Consider the following 17,870-nt stretch of genomic DNA (forward strand, 5'->3'; position numbering starts at 1 on the left):
GAGGATTCAAGGAAGGGCCGGCGCCACGGGTCGTGCCCGACGGGCCGCCTCCGGAGCGAGCGCGGCCCGGAAAGCGGTGAGCCGCTCACGTGAGTTGAAGACGCCGCTGCCCGCGAGCGTGGCGAAGAAGCGCTTGCGCACGCCCGAAGGCGTCGCGCACAGCACCTCCGTCACGCAGAGGGCCACGCCGCCCCCCACCGCGGGGAGCGGCCGCATGGTGTTGAAGTAGACCGGCGGGTGCCGCGCCAGCGCCGCCTCGTCGTCCACCACGAGCGTCAGCTTGGACACGAGCGCGTTGCCGCACATCGCCGTGGCGACCTGGCGGAGCGCGGGGGTGTACGCGAAGCCATGCGTGGTGAGCGACGGCATCCACCAGGGCAGCGACGGCGAGTAGAGCGTGGAGAAGACGTCCTCCAGCACGCCTCCCTCGTTCCGGGTCCGGGCCAGCAGTGAGGCCACCTGCTCCGGCGTCACCGGCCCCTCGCGCGTGCGCGCCGGCACCACGGCGATGCGGATGCGCCGCCACTCCCGCTCCACGGAGGCCGGCGCGTCCGGCAGCACGGGCACCAGCAGCGTGGGGTTGTCTCCGGACAGCAGCCCCGCTCCGGCGTGCACCAGCGCCTCCAGCGTGGCGCAGCAGAGGTTGCGGAAGTCGAGCCGCTCCGGCAGCTCCACGCGCAGCAGCGGCGAGGGCTCGTCGGGGCCAGTGAGCCAGTCGCCCGAGCCCGCGTCCGCGCCCGCCCCCCGCAGGGGCAGCGCCGACGCGATGGCGCGGGACACGTCGAACATGGACGTGCCGTCCATCACCAGGTGGTCGAAGCTCAGCTCCAGCGAGCCCGTCGTCCCCTCCACCCGAGCCCCCAGCCACGCGCCCGAGGCCAGCAGGTGCGACGTCCAGGCACTGCCGCCGCGCGAAGCACGGTCCACCAACACCTGGGGGCGCAGGCCCTCACGCCGCGCCTCCGCCAACGTGCACACCGGGGCCCGTGCCAGCCGCGCGGCCACCGCCTCCGGCGTCAGCTCCGCGTCGTCCAGGGGCAGCCGCACCATCTGGAAGCCGCCTCCCTCGTGGGTGACGGCGGCGGTGAGCGTGCCCGGATCTGAAGCCGGCTGGCGCGCGTCGAAGCCCTCGCGGCCGAGCTCCGCCACCCAGACGTGCGTGGGCTGGTTGTGCCCCCGGCCCCGACTGTCCCGGTGCCAGCGCGCCACCCGGGCCAGCAGCGCCACGGCCCAGGCGCCTCCGGCGGTGTCCACCCCCAGCGGCTGCAGCGTCACCATGACGCGGCGCGAGCGCGGCTCGGTGGACAGGAATCGCTCCCACGTCGTCAGCGCCGGCACCACGTCGGACTCTCGCCGGGCAGGGAAGAGCCGCTGCCAGCCGTCGCACAGCCGCACCAGCGCGGAGAGCGCCTCGCGAGCCACCGGGTGGAAGTGCGGGAACTTGTACGCCATGGCCGCGTGCACCCGTGCGGTGACGTCCACGTCACGAGGCACGGCCAGGGGGGTATCGGTGCCGGAACCGTCCATGTCGCACGTCCGCGGGGTCAGCGGGGGATGACCCAATGCATCGGTTCCGTACTCTACTCGGACAGGAGACCTGTCCGGTCGCGTCAATTCACGATTTCTCTGTCAGGGCATGTCGGTGAAGCGGCCCCGCGCGAGGAAGACGTGGCCGTCGTCGATGACGATTTCGGCACCCTCCGTGGCACGCCACCGGGCGATGAGCGCCGCGATGTGCTCGGGAGTCATGGGCTGGATGTTGCCCAGCGGGGGCACCTCCACCAGCACCCAGTCGTAGACGGGCCTGCCCTCCGGCTGGGGGCTGCCCACGGCGTACACCTCGTCGCGCGAGGCCAGCGGCGTGACGAGGTTGCCCCCCAGGAGCGCCCTGCCCTCACGGTGCGTGGAGAGGAACTGCACTGCGCGCTCCACGCTGGCCAGCCGGGCCTCGTTGCCCGGGCACATGGACGGGTACGTGGAGGGCGACGCCAGCGTGCGGACCAGTTGCTTGAGGTTGGACTCGTTGGTGGTGATGAGCAGCACGCTCGTCAGCACCAGCACCCACGCGGGCGGGCGGCGTGCGAGCAGCAGCGGCACCATCGCCACCACCAGCGCGGCGATGACGGGCGCGCCGTACTGGTGGCGCCACGCCATGCCCAGGAAGCGGATGCCGAGCATGGGCAGCAGCACCAGCAACCACTTCCAGTCCGGCTTCAGGCGCTCGCGCCAGGCCCAGATGCCGAAGGGGAGGAACAGCAGCAGCAGCGTGCCCACGCGAGAGAGCTGGCGCGGCGCGAAGCGCTCGGCGAGGAACGGACCGAGCCCCTCCTGCAGGCCGCGCTTGAGCCGCTCGCCGTAGTCCACCACGGGGCCGAAGCGGGGCCGCACGCCGATGACGAAGGCGAGCCACGCCACCGCCAGCAGCGCGACGCCCATGGCCAATCGCCGGTCCCCGCGCAGCCACAGCGCCACCGCGAGCATGATGCCCACGTAGGGGAACTCCTCCTTGCACGCGAACAGCAGCACCAGCGACGCCACCAGCAGCGCGTGCTTCCGGAAGTGGAAGGCGAGGCCCAGCAGGATGAACGGCAGCATGGACCACGTGGTGGGGTGGACGGGGAACATCACCGCGTCCACCGTGCTGGGGCTCAAGAGCAGCAGCATGCACAGCAGGGCCGTGGACACGCGGTCCAGCCGGCCGCGCACGTGGAGCCACAGGAGCGGCGCCGTGGAGAGCAGCACCAGGAAGGCCTCCGCCACGAGCGCGGCCCACATGGGCGACATCACCTCGACCAGCGGCCGGGCCAGCCACAGCACGGGGTCGAAGTGGTCGTTGAAGATGCGAATCTGCCGCGCGCTGAGCCAGGGGTTCGGGTCGTCCAGCGACAGCCGCGCCAGCGCCTGGGTGTAGATGCCCAGGTCGTAGTGGGAGAAGCAGCCGTGTGCGGACTGGAGCCAGATGGGCGCCACGACGAGCACGCCCCACACGATGAAGGGAAGGGCCAGCCCGAGCGCACCGGCGACGCGACGCGCGCGCCCGGCTCCGGGTTCAGCTTCTGTCGGGGTCATGATTCCACGTTCGGCGGGAGAGACGAGCAGGGCCGCTCCTACCATGCGCGGGCACACCGCGCAGCCCCGGGAGCGTCCGTCAGCCCGTCGCGCGGCGCGCGGCCAGTGCGCCCTGGACGCCCAGGCCCAGCAACTTGGAGTAGCGGGACAGGCGCGCCTGGAAGCGGCGCTCGCTGCGGCCCCAGTACAGGAGGACGGAGCGAGAGGCGTCCTCGGCGTGGCACAGGTGGATGCCGAACTCGTCCTTGGCGCCAATCCAGTCCGGGTGGTGACGGCGCTCGACGCGCAGGGCGGTGTAGTGCGCCAGGGGCTCGTTCCACGTCTTGTCGCGCAGGGCCCCGCCGCCGGACTGGCGGACCTGCGACGACGTCACCTCGACCTCCAGCCGCGTGAGGATGCAGCTCAGGGTGCCGGCCACGCTGAACAGCCCGCCGAGGAAGAACACGATGGAGAACCACCAGTTCTCCAGGACGGCGGTGAAGGACAGTCCCTGGTCCAGCACGTACGCGGCCGGAATGACGCAGAACCAGGTGCCGATGAGGACCGCGTAGACGACGTCCCCGAGCAGCGGCCGCCAGATGAAACGCAGTGGCAGGTGGCCGCCCATGTCGACGCTCGGAGGGGCCTGGGTGTTCACCTCGAAGAATCGCATGGGGCGGCGCCTCCTCGGGGCTTCGGGGGGTGAAGGGTCGGCCTCACTCGAAAGGGGAGCATGCGCGCGGGGGCGGTGTCCAGTCGGGGCAATCCGCTACAGGCCGCGTGAGTCCACCCCTCAACCAGATGACATGGCACGTGCGCCGGAACTGGCCTCGGGAGGTGGGCTCTGGGAAGAATGCGCGCCCATGAGCAACGAGCGCGTCATCTTCGGCAACACGGTGGACAGTCTCTACCGCAGGACGCTCGACGCGGACCTGCCGCCGGAGCTGCGCGCGCGGCTGAAGGCGCTGGGCATGGACCTGGACGCGCCGCTGCTCGCGGCCTATCCCCACCCCGTCTGGGTGCGCTGCCTCGACGAGGTGGGCCGCACCCTCCACCCGGACGTGCCGCTCGACGAGGCCCGCCGTCGGCTCGCCCGTCGCATGATTGAGGGCTACGCCCAGACGCTCATGGGCGCCGCCGTGCTCGCCATGGCGCGGGTGCTCGGGCCCATGCGCTCGCTGTCGCGGATGACGCACAACTTCCGCAGCGGCAACAACTTCACCGAGACGCGCCTCACCACCGTCGGCCCCACCGCCGCCGACCTCTGGTTCAACGAGCCCGAAGTCACCGAGGGCTTCGTCGAGGGCGTCCTCGAGGAGGGCCTCCACCGCATCGGCGTGCAGGGCCTCACCCTCGCCCGGGACCGCCACGGCCCCGAGTCCTGCACCTACCGCGTCCAGTGGGACGACCCGTCCGCACGCTGACGTCCCCCTCCCGGAAAAGCCCTCACCATGCCCCGCCTCCTCGACACCCTCCCCGTGCTCTACCGGGAACTCCTCCCCGCCTTCTTCCACCAGGACGTCCCCGACGAGACGAAGGCCACCTGCTCGAACTGCGCCATGTGCAAGGAGAACGCGCCGGGCGCCGTCGACGCCGTGGACGGGGTGAGCCGCTTCTTCCGGCCGGACACCAAGTGCTGCACCTACTCGCCGCGCCTGCCCAACTACCTCGTGGGCGCGCTGCTCTCCGACGAGCGCCCGGAGCTGGCCGAGGGCCGTCGCCGCATGGAGGAGAAGCTCGCCAGCCGCAGCGGCGTGACGCCGCAGTGGGTGCGGCCGCCGGCGAAGTTCCAATTCCTCTACAAGAACGGGCACCAGTTCTTCGGCCGGGCCGCGTCGCTGCGCTGCCCCTACTTCGCCGTGGACACCGGCGGCTGCACCATCTGGCCCTACCGCGAGGCCGTCTGCTCCACCTTCTTCTGCAAGTACGTGGCGGGCGCCGACGGCCGCAAGTTCTACATGTCCATGAAGACGTACCTCACGCTGGCGGAAATCCAGCTCTCCCGCTGGGCGGCGTTCCAGCTGCTGCCGGACTACGTCCTCTCCGGAAAGGACCGCGCGGAGACGCAGGCCGTCCCGCTGAGCGTGGAGGACCTGGACGACACCGCGCCGCCCGCGAAGGCGTACGCGGAGCTGTGGAAGGGGTACGTCGGACTCGAGGCGGACTACTACCGCGAATGCTACCGCCTGGTGCGCGAGCTGCCCGCGGACGGACTGGAGCGGCTGCTCGGCCTGGACGGCACGATTGAGCTGAAGACGCTGGAGAAGCTCCACGACACCGCCGTGTCGCCGAAGCTGCCGCGCACCCTCAAGTTCAACCCCGACGCCACCGTGCAGTGGATGCAGGACGGCAGCGTCGCCCTGGGCGCGTACAGCGACTTCGACGCCCTGGCCCTGCCCGGCGAGGCGTACGGCCTGCTGGTGGAGTTCACCGGCCGCGAGCCCGTGGACGCCGTGCGCCACCACCTGCGCGAGCACAAGCAGGCGGACCTCTCCGAGGACGTGCTGCTGGAGCTGTACCGCCACCGCATCCTCGTGGAGGCGTGAGCGGGCCGCGCGCGACTACGGCTGTCCGGACAGCGCGCCCAGCTCGCGCAGCAGCCGGACGGCCGCGTGCGTCTGGCGCCAGGGGAAGACGGTGCCGGCGAGGTGCTCGGCCAGCCACGCGCAGAAGCCCGGGTCGCCCGCGCCCAGCCACGCGGCCCACTCGGACAGCTCGGCCTCGGTGGACTCCCAGGCGCGGCGGTAGGCGCTGGCCGCGGCCATGACCTCCGACACCGCGTGGGTGAAGGCGTCCAGCATGGCCCGCAGCTCCAGCGGCGCGCCCGGCTCGCTGCCGCGCGACTCGCGCAGCCGGCCCACGTGGACCAGCAGGCCCTGCTCCAGCGCGGCGGCGGTGCCCAACCGGGCCTGCGCGCCGCGCAGCAACAACTGGAGGTCCTCGCCCAGCTCGCGCAGCAGCTCCTCGCTGGAGCGGGCCACGGGACGGCCCAGCCGCGTGCAGACGGCCTGCCACAGGTTGCTGTAGCCCAGCAGCTCCGCCACGCTCCGCCCCACGTGAGGCGGGACGCGGTCGAGGAAGTCGAGCGCACACGTGCGGGCCGCACCCACCAGGGTCCCCACCTCGGGGCCACCCTTCGTCAACTGGAGGAGCCGCCAGGCCCACTGGAGCGCCTGCTCGGTGGAGCGGAACAGCGCCTCGCAGCCCACGCCGAGCGCACCCGCGTGGCTCGTGTCCACGAAGGGAGAGGCGACCACGGCGGGAGCGGGGGCGACGGGCGACGGCTCGGCCCGGGGTGCCTCACCGGGAGTCACGGTCTCGGTGCCGCGGTCGTCCGTGCGCCGGTCCGGCCCGGAGCCCGAATCGCGTCCCGACGAACCGCTGTCCAGCCACATGCCGCGCCTCCTGAAGCTCAAATGGCGGACTCCTGGTATCGCATGCCGCACCCACAACCTCCAGACCCCCTCCCCGCACGGACATGCCCGGACGAGAGGGGCCCGAAGGCCGGAACGGGGGTGTACGGGCTCCTGACGCCGCGCGGCCCGGCGGATTCACGGGGCCCCCCCGGGCTCCGGAGGGAGGCGAAGCGACAGCGCCCCCCGGTGCGGGGGCACCGGAGGGCCATGGACCCGACGCGTCAGGTCGTCCCCGCGTCAGTGAAGGGTGCGCTTCAGGCGGCTGAGCCGCTCGTGGGTCCGCTTCTGGGCGGGTAGCAGCTCCATCCGCACGAAGCGCCGGGCCTCGCCGTGCACCTGGTCCAGTCCACCCTGGTAGTCGTTGAGGCCGTGATCCTCACCTTCCTCCAGGGCCTGGATGGCCGCCTTCTCCCCGAGCACGTCCGCGCCCCCCTGGACGAGCTTCGCGAAGCCGCCCCACACGCCCGAGCCCTCCGCGGGCTCGCCGCCCATCTTCCGGATGCGGTCCTTCAGCTCGTCCACCCGGTGCTCGTGGTCGTGCTGGCAGTCCTCCAGCGCGTCCCGGAGCCGGTCGTCCGACACATGCCCCAGTGCCTGACGGTACGACTCCACCGCGGAGATTTCCCCTCGAAGGAAGGTGTTGAGCGCGTCGACATCCTTGCCGATGTTCGCCATGGACGGCCTCCTGCTTGAGCGTGGTACCGCGCGAAGGTGGTGCCGTCCCCGGACGGAGGCGAGGCCCGCTCCCTCGCACGCCCAACCCCCTGGGGCGGGTGGCGCCCACGGCCGGCTGCCCTATTTGCAAGAATGCGCTCGGACTGTGAATATGCCGCGCACGCGACGTCACGCGCGACCCACACCCCGGCCATGATTCGACAGCCTGAACCACCCCCCTGTGCGGCCCGGTGCCGTGCGTCCCCTCCCCCACTCCGCGTCGCAGCCCCATCCCAGGGGCCTCGTACCCGCGCTGGGATGGAGTGCTGTCAGGGGTGACATGCAGGCTTCACCCGTCGTTACTCCCCTTGAGCCTGTTTCATCTGTTCTAAACGCCCTGTCTCAATTATCGGGCCCTCACGGGAAGGCCCTTCACCAGGGCTTCTCGAACAGCCCGTGTCTCCCCGGGAAACACGGCGCTGCTACCGCGATACATTTCTAGGAGGCGTCGTGCCCACCGGTCTTCCTTCGGACCTGGATTCCCGCTGTGACACGCTCGTGGAGCTGCTGCGCTTCCGCGCGGAGCGGCAGCCCAACCAGCGTGCCTTCACCTTCCTCGTCGACGGCGACGAGGAGGAAGCGCACCTCACGTACGCGGAGCTGGACCGGAAGGCGCGCGCCATCGCCGCGGCCCTGCAGGCCCGGGGCGCGCAGGGCCAGCGGGCCCTGCTGCTGTACCCGCCGGGGCTGGACTACATCGCCGGCTTCTTCGGCTGCCTCTACGCGGGCGTCATCGCCGTCCCCATCTACCCGCCGGACCCGATGCGCCTGGGCCGCACCCTGCCCCGCCTGCTGGCCATCAGCCAGGACGCGCAGGCCACCGTCGCCCTCACCACCGACTTCATCCTCGGCATGGGGGAGATGCTCTTCGAGCAGGCGCCGGAGCTGCGCGAGCTGCACTGGCTGGCCACGGACACGCTGGACGAGTCCACCGGCGAGGCGTGGAAGCACCCGGGCGCCACCGCCGCCACCACCGTCTTCCTCCAGTACACCTCCGGCTCCACGTCGTCGCCCAAGGGCGTGGTGCTCAGCCACGCCAACCTGATGCACAACCTGGGGCTGATCCACGGGTGCTTCGGGCACTCGAAGAGCAGCCAGGGCGTCATCTGGCTGCCGCCGTACCACGACATGGGCCTCATCGGCGGCATCCTCCAGCCGCTCTACGGTGGCTTCCCGGTGGTGCTGATGTCGCCGGTGGACTTCCTCAAGCGCCCGCTGCGCTGGCTGAAGGCGGTGTCGCGCTACGGGGCCACCACCAGCGGAGGGCCCAACTTCGCCTACGACTTGTGCATCCGGAAGGTGACGCCGGAGGAGCGCGCCGCGCTCGACTTGAGCAAGTGGGACCTGGCCTTCAACGGCGCCGAGCCGCTCCAGCCGGAGACGCTGCGCCGCTTCGCGGAAGTGTTCGGTCCGTGCGGCTTCAAGATGGAGGCCTTCTACCCCTGCTACGGCCTGGCGGAGGGCACCCTCATCGCGTCGGGCGGCCTCAAGGTGGAGGCGCCGGTGCTGCGCACCGTGGACGCCGCCGCGCTGAAGAGCCACCGCGTCCAGCAGTCCCAGCCGGAGCTCCCGGGCGCGCAGACGCTGGTGGGCTCGGGGCGCAACCTGGACGGACAGAAGCTCCTCATCGCCCACCCGGAGACGGGGGCGCCGCTCGCGCCGGGGCAGGTGGGTGAGGTCTGGGTGTCCGGCCCCAGCGTGGCGCAGGGCTACTGGAACCGCCCGGAGCAGACGGCGGCGGCCTTCGGCGCGAAGGCGCCCGGGGACGACGCGCGCTACCTGCGCACGGGCGACCTGGGCTTCCTGGACGGCGGCGAGCTGTACGTCACCGGCCGCCTGAAGGACCTCATCATCATCCGCGGCCGCAACCACTACCCGCACGACATCGAGCGCACGGTGGAGCCGGTGCACCCCGCGCTGCGGCCGGGCTGTGGCGCCACCTTCTCCGTCGACAAGGATGGCGAGGAGCGGCTCGTGGTGGTCCAGGAGGTGGACCGCCGCGCCGTGGAGTCGGGCAGTGTGGACCTGGAGGCCGTCTCCACCTCCATCCGCCAGGCCGTCGCGGAAGCGCACGAGCTGCAGGTCTACGCGGTGGTGCTCATCCAGGGCGGAAGCCTGCCCAAGACGTCCAGCGGCAAGATTCAGCGCTTCGCCACCCGCGCGGACTTCCTGGCCGGCAGCCTGGAGGTGCTGCACCAGAGCGTGCTCGACACCCCGGCCGCGGCCCCTGTCGCGCCGGCCCGCACGGAGCAGGCCGCGCCCGCCCACGAGGCCCCCGCCGCCCCCGCGCGCGAGCCCAGCTTCATCCAGAAGGCGTTGACGGCCGTGACGGACCCGGGGGCGCGCCGCGCGCTCCTGTCGGTGTTCCTCCAGGAACAGGCCGCCGCGGTGCTGCGCCTGCCCGCGTCGCAGGTGGACGCGAAGAGCCCGCTCCACGTGTACGGCGTGGACTCGCTGATGGCCATCGACTTCAAGAGCGCGCTCGACGCGGGCCTTGGCATCGACGTCCCGCTGGGCGGCATCCTCCAGGGCGACTCGCTGGAGAAGCTGGCGGACACCGTGCTGGCGCTGCTCGCCGCGCCGAAGACGCAGGCCTCGGGCCCGGCCGTCGCGGCGCACGAGAGCACCGGTGACGCCCCGCTGTCCGGCGGCCAGCAGGCGCTCTGGTTCCTGCACCAGCTCGCGCCCGGCAGCGCCGCGTACCACGTGCCCGTCGCGGTGCGCGTGAAGGCCGCGCTGGACGTGGACTCCCTGCGCCGCGCCTTCGACACGCTCGTCACCCGGCACCCGGCGCTGCGCACCACCTTCGCCATGACGGCGTCCGGTCCGGTGCAGCGCATCCACGCCGAGCTGCCGCTGGACTTCGAGACGGTGGACGCCAAGGGCTGGGACGACGCCGCCCTGCGCGAGCGCCTGTCCGAAGAGGCCCGCCGCCCGTTCGACCTGGAGGCCGGTCCACTGCTGCGCGTGCGCCTGTACTCGCGCGCGGCGGATGACCACGCGCTGCTCCTGGCGATGCACCACATCGTCACCGACTTCGGCTCGCTGGCCGTCATCGCGGAGGAGCTGGAGACGCTCTACCCCGCCCTGCGCGCGGGGAAGAACCTGGCGCTGCCGAAGCCCTCGCGCACCTACGCGGACTTCGCGCGCTGGCAGGCGGAGCTGCTGGCCAGCCCTCGCGGCGCGGCGCTGGAGCGCTACTGGCGCGAGCAGCTCGCCGGCCCGCCGCCGGTGCTCGATCTGCCCACGGACCACCCGCGTCCGCCCGTGCAGACGTACGCCGGCCGCGTCCACACCGAGCGCCTGGACACGCAGCTCACCGCGTCCCTCAAGGCGCTGGCACGCGAGCAGGGCGCCACGCTGAACATGCTGCTGCAGGCGGCCTTCCAGGTGCTGCTGCACCGCTACACCGGGCAGGACGACTTCACGGTGGGCGTGGTGAGCGCGGGCCGGCATCGTTCGGAGCTGGCCTCCGTGGCGGGCTACTTCGTCAACCCGCTGGTGGTGCGCACGCGGCCGTCCGCCGCGCTGCCCTTCACGGACTACCTGGCCAGCACGCGGCGCACGGTGCTGGAGGCGCTGGAGCACCAGGACCAGCCCTTCAACGTGCTGGTGGACAAGCTCCAGCCGGTGAGGGACCACAGCCGCTCGCCGCTCTTCCAGGTCATGTTCGTGTACCAGCGCGCCGCGCGCCTGGACGAGCGTGGCCTGACGGCCTTCGCGCTGGATTTGCCGGGCTCGCGCGCCGAGCTGGCCGGCCTTCCGCTGGAGTCGCTGCCGCTGGACCATGGCGGCGCGCAGTTCGACCTCACGCTCACCATGGGTGAGGCCGCCAACGCGCTGGTGGCGTCCTTCGAGTACAACACCGACCTCTTCGAGGCGGGCACCATCGCCCGCATGGCCGGGCACCTGCGCACGCTGCTCGCCGGCCTCGTGGCGGACCCGCGCCGCGCGCTGTCGGACCTGCCGCTGATGCCGGAGGCGGAAGCCCAGCAGCTCCTCCAGATGCAGGCCGGTCCTCGCGTGTCGCTGGACGGCTCGCTGCTCCCCGCCCTCTTCGCCTCGCAGGCGGCGCGCACGCCGGACGCAGCGGCGGTGATGTTCCGCGAAGAGCAGCTCAGCTACCGCGAGCTGCGCCAGCGCGCGGGCTTCCTCTCCGCGTGGCTGCGCGAGCAGGGCGTGGGCCCGGGCTCCATCGTGGGCCTGTGCCTGGAGCGCTCGGTGGAGATGGTGGCCGCGGTGCTGGGCGTGCTGTCCACGGGCGCGGCCTACGTGCCCATCGACCCGGCGTACCCGGTGGAGCGGCTGGCCTTCATCCTCTCCGACGCGGGCACCCCGCTGCTGCTCACCCAGTCCACGCTGCACGGCCAGCTCGCGTCGCACGCGGGCAGCGGCGCGGTGCGGGTGGTGAGCCTGGACACCGAGCTGGACTGGAGCGCCGCGGCATCCGCGACGGTGCCGGAGCCGGTGGCGGTGCGGGCCGAGGACCTGGCGTGCCTCGTGTACACGTCCGGCTCCACCGGCCAGCCCAAGGGCGTGATGCTGGAGCACGGCGGCCTCGCCAACCTCGTGCGCTCCTTCGTGGAGTCCTACGCGCCGGGCGAGAAGGACCGGATGCTGCCGCTCACCTCGGTGGCGTCCGCCAGCTTCGTGGGCGAGGTGCTGCCGCCGCTGTGCACGGGCGCGGCGCTGGTGCTGCCCACCGAGGAGGAGGTGCTGGACGCGGAGCTGCTCTTGGGCCTCATCGCCCGGCACCACATCAGCATCGTCAGCACGGTGCCCGCGGTCATCGCCGGCCTCAACGCGCGCAAGGACACGCTGCCGCCGGTGCGGCTGGTGCTCAGCGGCGGCGAGGCGCTGGTGGCCCGCGACGTGGAGGCGCTGCTGGACACCACCACGGTGGTCAACGGCTACGGCCTCACCGAGACGACGGTCTGCACCACGTACCACCACCTGCGTCCGGAGGACCTCGAGGGCCGCGCGTGGATGCCCATCGGCAAGCCCATCATCAACACGGACGTGTACGTGCTGGACGCGCGGCGCAAGCCCGTGCCCGTGGGCTGCGCGGGTGAGCTGTACGTGGGCGGCCTGGGCGTGGCGCGCGGCTACTGGCGCCGCCCGGAGCTGACGGCGGAGCGCTTCGTCGCCAACCCCTTCCGTCCCGGTGAGCGCATGTACCGCACCGGCGACGTGGCCCGGTGGCTGCCGGACGGCGTGCTGGAGTACCTGCACCGCGCCGACGACCAGGTGAAGATTCGCGGCTTCCGCATCGAGCTGGGTGAGGTGGAGGCCGCCGTGCGCCGCCACCCCGCCGTGCGCGACGCCTTCGTCATGGCGCGCGAGGACGCTCCGGGAGACCGGCGCCTCGTGGCCTACGTGGTGCTCACCGAGCCCGCGCCCACCAGCAGCGACCTCCACGGCTTCCTCTCGGAGTCGCTGCCGCCGTACATGGTGCCGTCGGCCTTCCTGGTGCTGCCGTCGCTGCCGCTGACGCCCAACGGCAAGGTGGACACGCGCGCCCTGCCGGTGCCGGAGGGCGAGCGCCCCGCGCTGGCCGCCGCCTACGCCCCGCCCACCAGCGAGCTGGAGCGGCGCATCGCCACCATCTGGGCGCAGGTGCTCAAGGTGACCGACGTGGGCCTGCACGACAACTTCTTCGAGCTGGGCGGCAACTCCATGCTCATCGCCCAGGCGCACCGCCGCCTGCGCGAGGAGCTGGGTGCGAACCTGGCACTCGTGGACCTCTTCAAGCTCACCACCGTGAACGCGCTGGCCCGCCACCTCGGCAATGCCGAGGCGGGCACCGGGGACGCGAAGGAGCAGGCCCAGTCCATCAAGGACGAGGCCGAGCGGCGCAGGGCCGCCATGGGCCGCCGGCAGCAGGCCGCGCGCGGCCGTGGGACCCGTAAGTAAGGATTCAGGAACTGACTTCCATGCCGCGTGACGCGGCCAGCAGGGACGATTTCATGAGCACCGAGAACGAGACAGAGGGCGGGGGCTTGGAGGGCATTGCCGTCATCGGCATGGGGGCCCGGCTTCCAGGCGCGAAGACGGTGGCCGAGTTCTGGAAGAACCTCAGCGGCGGCGTGGAGGGCATCTCCTTCTTCACGGAGGAGGAGCTCATCGCGGAGGGCATCGACCCGGCCATCGTGAAGGCGCCCAACTACGTGAAGGCGGGCGGCGTACTCGGTGACGCGGAGATGTTCGACGCGGCCTTCTTCGGGCTCAACCCGCGCGAGGCCGCGCTGATGGACCCGCAGCACCGCGTCTTCCTGGAGTGCGCATGGGAGGCCATGGAGGGCGCGGGCTACAGCCCGGAGCGCCAGCCCGGCCGCGTGGGCGTGTTCGGCGGCATGAGCATGAACACGTACCTGCTCAACAACATCTACGCGCACCTGGCCCACGTCGCGTCGCTGGAGAGCCTCCAGGCGTCCATCGGCAACGACAAGGACAGCCTCACCACCGAAGTGGCGTACCGGCTCAACCTCAAGGGCCCGGCCGTCACGGTGCAGTCGTCCTCGTCCACGTCCCTCACCTGCATCCACTTCGCCTGCCAGAGCCTGCTCTCATACGAGTGTGACGCGGCGCTGGCTGGCGGCGTGTCCATCCACTTCCCGGAGAAGGCGGGCTACCTCTACTACGAGGGCGGCACCACGGCGCCGGACGGGCACTGCCACACCTTCGACGCCAAGGCCCAGGGCTTCGTCGCGGGCCACGGCGCGGCCGTCCTCATGCTCAAGCGCCTGGAAGACGCGGTGCGCGACGGCGACACCATCTACGCGGTGGTGAAGGGCTCGGCCTGCAACAACGACGGCTCCCACAAGGTCAGCTACATGGCCCCCAGCGTGGACGGCCATGCGGAGGCGATTGCCCTCGCGCAGGCGGTGGCGGGCGTGACGCCGGACACCATCAGCTACGTGGAGGCGCACGGCACCGCCACGCAGGTGGGAGACCCGATTGAAGTCGCGGCGCTGACGCAGGCCTTCCGCCAGGGCACGGACGCGAAGCAGTTCTGCGCGCTGGGCTCGGCGAAGACGAACGTCGGCCACCTGGACTCGGCGGCGGGCGCGGTGGGCTTCATGAAGGTGGCGCTGTCGCTGCACCACAAGAAGCTGGTGCCCCACCTCAACTACGACACGCCCAACCCGGCCATCGACTTCGCCAACAGCCCCTTCTTCGTGAACACGCAGCTGCGCGACTGGCCGGAGGGCGCCACGCCCCGCCGCGCGGGCGTCAGCTCACTGGGCATGGGCGGAACCAACGCCCACGCCATCCTGGAAGAGGCCCCGCCGCTGCCGGCCACCGACGCCCCGCGCCGCCCCGCGCAACTGCTGCTGCTGTCGGCCCGCACGGACACCGCGCTGGAGGCCACCACGGACCGGCTGGTGTCCCATCTGAAGAACAACCCCGACGTGTCCCTGGCGGACGTGGCCTTCACGCTCCAGGTGGGCCGCAAGCGCTTCGGCAAGCGCCGCGCGCTGGTGTGCCGCACGGTGGCGGACGCGGTGGAGGCGCTGGGCTCCAGAGACCCTCAGCGCGTGCTCTCCGGCGTGCAGGACTCCGCGGGCCGGCCGGTGATGTTCCTCTTCTCCGGCCAGGGCGCGCAGTACGTGGACATGGGCCGGCAGCTCTACGAGACGGAAGCCGGCTTCCGCGCGGACGTGGACGCGTGCGCGGAGAAGCTCAAGCCGCACCTCGGCCTCGACTTGCGCACGGTGCTCTACCCGCCCGCGGGCCAGGCGGAGGCCGCGGCCGAGCGCCTGAAGCAGACGGCGCTCACCCAGCCGGCCCTCTTCGTCATCGAGTACGCGCTGGCGCGCCGGTGGATGGCGTGGGGCGTGAAGCCGCGCGCCATGCTGGGGCACAGCATCGGTGAGTACGTGGCCGCCTGCCTCGCGGGCGTCTTCTCGCTGGACGACGCGCTGTCGCTGGTGGCCGCTCGCGGCCGGCTGATGCAGGGCATGCCGGCGGGCACCATGCTGGCCGTGTCGCTGCCGGAGTCCGAGGTGACGGGCCTGCTGCCCGCGACGCTGTCGGTGGCGGCGGTGAACAGCCCCGGCACCTGCGTGGTGGCGGGACCGGTGGACGCGGTGGAGGCCTTCGCCGCGCAGCTCGCGTCCCGGAGCGTGGCCACCTCGCGGCTGCACACCTCGCACGCGTTCCACTCGTCCATGATGGACCCCATCCTGGACGCCTTCCGCGAGGCCGTGCGCAAGGTGAAGCGCAACGCGCCCCAGGTGCCCTACCTGTCCAACGTGACGGGCAAGTGGATCACCACCGAGGAGGCGACGAGCCCCGACTACTGGGCGAAGCACCTGCGCGGTGCGGTGCGCTTCGCGGACGGCGTGGGCGAACTGCTGAAGGACGCGGACGCCATCCTCCTCGAGGTGGGGCCCGGCAACACGCTGGCCACGCTGTCCCGCCAGCACCCGGCGAAGGGCGCGCAGCACGCCTTCGTCACCTCGCTGCGCCACCCGAAGGAGACTCACGCGGACGCGGAGTTCCTCCTCAACGCCCTGGGCCGGCTGTGGCTGGCGGGCGTGGACGCGGACTGGGACGCGTTCCTCGACGGCGAGCGCCGCCGCCGCATCCCCCTGCCCACCGCGCCCTTCGAGCGCCAGAAGTTCTGGGTGGAGCCGAAGAAGGTCTCCCACGCCAAGGCGGCCCAGGTGGACGACACCTCGGGCGCGGACCAGAAGCAGGACGTGTCTCGCTGGTTCTACCTGCCCACGTGGAAGCGCACGCTGCCGCTCGCCTCCGGTGAGTGGGCGAAGACGAAGGCCTGCTGGTGGCTCTTCACCCCGGGCCCGGACGGCCTGGGCGGACAGGTGGCGAAGCGGCTGGCCGACGTGGGCCAGGACGTCATCACCCTCACCCCGGGCCCGCGCACCGCGCAGGTGGCCGCGCGCCAGTGGACGGTGGACCCGAAGGACGCCGCGGGCTACGCGTCGCTGCTGGAGGCCCTCACCGCGGACGGCTTCGCGCCGGACCGCATCCTCCACCTGTGGAGCGCGGAGCCGGAGCAGTCCGCCGGTGAGGCCGCGCTCGACACGGCACTGGAGCGGGGCTTCTCCAGCCTGCTCTTCCTGGCGCAGGCCCTGGGCCGTCAGGGCGGCGCGAAGCCGGTGTCGGTGGTGGCCGTCACGCACCGCATGCAGGCGCTCGCGGACGAGCAGCCCCGGCCGGAGTGGGCCACGGTGCTCGGCCCCTGCCGCGTGATTCCGCAGGAGTACCCGCACCTTTCCTGCCGCTCGGTGGACGTCGTCGTCCCGCTAGCGGGGAGCTGGCAGGAAGCCGCGCTGGCGGACGTGCTCCTCGCCGAGTGCGCTGCGGCCTCCCGCGCGGAGGCCGCCGTCGCGTACCGCGGCGGTCAGCGTCACGTGCAGGCCTTCGAGTCCGTGCCCCAGGGCGCCTCGAAGCCGGAGTCCCTGCCGCTGCGCGAGGGCGGCGTGTACCTGCTGCTCGGCGGCTTCGGCACGCTGGGCACCGCGCACGCGAAGGCCATTGCCCGCAAGGTGAAGGCGAAGCTGGTGCTGGCCAGCCGCACCGCGCTCCCCGAGCGCTCCGGCTGGGACGCATGGCTCGCGTCGCACGGCGAGGCCGACGCGGTCAGCCGCCGCATCCAGAAGGTGCGGGCGCTGGAGGCGCAGGGCTCCGAGGTGCACGTGGTGGCCGCGGACGTGGCCGACCGGGCGCAGCTCAAGGCGGCCGTGGATGCGACGGTGTCGCGCTTCGGCACCCTGAACGGCGTGGTGTACGCGGCGGGCGACGTGGACCCGGCGCTCTTCCGCGCCATTCCCGACACGCGCCCGGAGGACGTGCGCAACCACTTCCGCAGCCGCATCCAGGGCCTGTACGCGCTGGAGGAGGCGCTGGCGGGCCGGACGCTGGACTTCTGCCACCTGGCCTCGTCGCTGGCGGCGGTGCTGGGCGGCCTGGGGCTGGCCTCGTACACGGCGGCCACGGGCTTCATGGATGCGTTCGCCGCGAAGCACACGCAGCAGTCCCCGGTGCCCTGGACGAGCGTGGGCTGGGACGCGTGGCGCTTCGAGGAGGGCTCGGCCTCGCCGCTGGCCACGGCCACGCCGTTCGGCGCGCTGGCCATCTCCGCGGACGAGGGCGCGCTGGCCTTCGAGCACCTGCTCTCGCTGGGCCCGGTGGGCCACGTGGCGGTGTCCACCAGCTCCCTGTCCGCCCGCGCCGCGCGCTGGACGCGGCCGGAGCAGAAGGAAGAGAAGACGCAGGGCGCGCTGGTGCAGCAGGACGCCGGGGCCGAGGACCGCACCCCGCGCCCCACGCTGCAGAACCCGTACGTGGCGCCCCGCGACGAGCTGGAGGAGTCGATTGCGCGCCTGTGGGAGTCCACGCTGGGCATCGCGCAGGTGGGCGTCCACGACAGCTTCTTCGAGCTGGGCGGCAACTCGCTGGTGGGCGTGAAGCTCATCGCCCGCGTGCGCGAGCAGTTCAAGGTCTCCATCCCCGCCGTCAGCCTCTACGAGGGCCCGACGGTGCACGCGCTGGCGAAGCTCATCAAGGCGGCCACCCTGCCGCCCGACGTGGCCGCGGCCGAGGAAGACGAGTCCAGCATGGACCGGGGCGCGCGCCGCCGCGCCCGCCGCGCCCGCCGGGGTGAGTCCTCCGAGGATGCATCCGAAGACGAGACCTGAGCCGTAGAAACCCGACGGACCCCAC

At 72.3% G+C, this 17,870-nt stretch carries 9 protein-coding genes; 4 read left to right on the forward strand and 5 right to left on the reverse strand.

Annotation, left to right across the window (positions count from 1 at the left end; all coding sequences use genetic code 11):
* Positions 1 to 6: 6 nt before the first annotated feature.
* From OV427_RS07180 to OV427_RS07190, 3 genes are all read right to left on the reverse strand, one after another.
* A complete protein-coding gene (locus OV427_RS07180) occupies positions 7 to 1,527 on the reverse strand; it encodes a hypothetical protein (RefSeq protein ID WP_267855365.1) in 1,521 nt (506 codons plus the stop codon).
* 102 nt (positions 1,528 to 1,629) lie between these two features.
* Complete coding sequence (locus tag OV427_RS07185) at positions 1,630 to 3,069, reverse strand: DUF2079 domain-containing protein (protein WP_267855366.1); 1,440 nt, start codon at positions 3,067 to 3,069, stop codon at positions 1,630 to 1,632.
* 79 nt (positions 3,070 to 3,148) lie between these two features.
* Entirely contained in the window at positions 3,149 to 3,721 is a 573-nt protein-coding gene (locus OV427_RS07190) for a hypothetical protein (RefSeq protein WP_267855367.1), read from the reverse strand.
* Between the two features lie 190 nt (positions 3,722 to 3,911).
* On the opposite strand from OV427_RS07190, the gene OV427_RS07195 reads away from it, so the two are divergent.
* Positions 3,912 to 4,472, forward strand: coding sequence for a DUF2378 family protein (locus tag OV427_RS07195; RefSeq protein ID WP_267855368.1), 561 nt, complete (start codon positions 3,912 to 3,914; stop codon positions 4,470 to 4,472).
* 27 nt (positions 4,473 to 4,499) lie between these two features.
* On the forward strand, positions 4,500 to 5,594 hold the full coding sequence (locus tag OV427_RS07200) for a hypothetical protein (RefSeq protein ID WP_267855369.1): 1,095 nt from the start codon (positions 4,500 to 4,502) through the stop codon (positions 5,592 to 5,594).
* 15 nt (positions 5,595 to 5,609) lie between these two features.
* On the opposite strand, the gene OV427_RS07205 is transcribed toward OV427_RS07200, so the two are convergent.
* Positions 5,610 to 6,443, reverse strand: coding sequence for a hypothetical protein (locus tag OV427_RS07205; RefSeq protein ID WP_267855370.1), 834 nt, complete (start codon positions 6,441 to 6,443; stop codon positions 5,610 to 5,612).
* Positions 6,444 to 6,701: 258 nt separating this feature from the next.
* Positions 6,702 to 7,139 carry a DUF2383 domain-containing protein gene (locus OV427_RS07210; protein ID WP_267855371.1) on the reverse strand — a complete coding sequence of 146 codons (438 nt, stop codon included), beginning with the start codon at positions 7,137 to 7,139 and terminating at the stop codon, positions 6,702 to 6,704.
* Between the two features lie 489 nt (positions 7,140 to 7,628).
* Here OV427_RS07210 and OV427_RS07215 point away from each other — a divergent pair, with 489 nt between their 5' ends.
* Positions 7,629 to 13,091 carry a non-ribosomal peptide synthetase gene (locus OV427_RS07215; RefSeq protein ID WP_267855372.1) on the forward strand — a complete coding sequence of 1,821 codons (5,463 nt, stop codon included), beginning with the start codon at positions 7,629 to 7,631 and terminating at the stop codon, positions 13,089 to 13,091.
* A gap of 53 nt (positions 13,092 to 13,144) precedes the next feature.
* Entirely contained in the window at positions 13,145 to 17,845 is a 4,701-nt protein-coding gene (locus OV427_RS07220; protein ID WP_267855373.1) for a type I polyketide synthase, read from the forward strand.
* Positions 17,846 to 17,870 lie beyond the last annotated feature (25 nt).

The organism is Pyxidicoccus sp. MSG2 (assembly GCF_026626705.1).
Taxonomy (GTDB): Bacteria; Myxococcota; Myxococcia; order Myxococcales; family Myxococcaceae; genus Myxococcus.

Bases quoted from the DNA above. Each gene is read 5' to 3' on its own strand.
- OV427_RS07180 (WP_267855365.1), bottom strand. From the start codon at position 1,527: ATGGACGGTTCCGGCACCGATACCCCCCTGGCCGTGCCTCGTGACGTG.
- OV427_RS07185 (WP_267855366.1), bottom strand. From the start codon at position 3,069: ATGACCCCGACAGAAGCTGAACCCGGAGCCGGGCGCGCGCGTCGCGTC.
- OV427_RS07190 (WP_267855367.1), bottom strand. From the start codon at position 3,721: ATGCGATTCTTCGAGGTGAACACCCAGGCCCCTCCGAGCGTCGACATG.
- OV427_RS07195 (WP_267855368.1), top strand. From the start codon at position 3,912: ATGAGCAACGAGCGCGTCATCTTCGGCAACACGGTGGACAGTCTCTAC.
- OV427_RS07200 (WP_267855369.1), top strand. From the start codon at position 4,500: ATGCCCCGCCTCCTCGACACCCTCCCCGTGCTCTACCGGGAACTCCTC.
- OV427_RS07205 (WP_267855370.1), bottom strand. From the start codon at position 6,443: ATGTGGCTGGACAGCGGTTCGTCGGGACGCGATTCGGGCTCCGGGCCG.
- OV427_RS07210 (WP_267855371.1), bottom strand. From the start codon at position 7,139: ATGGCGAACATCGGCAAGGATGTCGACGCGCTCAACACCTTCCTTCGA.
- OV427_RS07220 (WP_267855373.1), top strand. From the start codon at position 13,145: ATGAGCACCGAGAACGAGACAGAGGGCGGGGGCTTGGAGGGCATTGCC.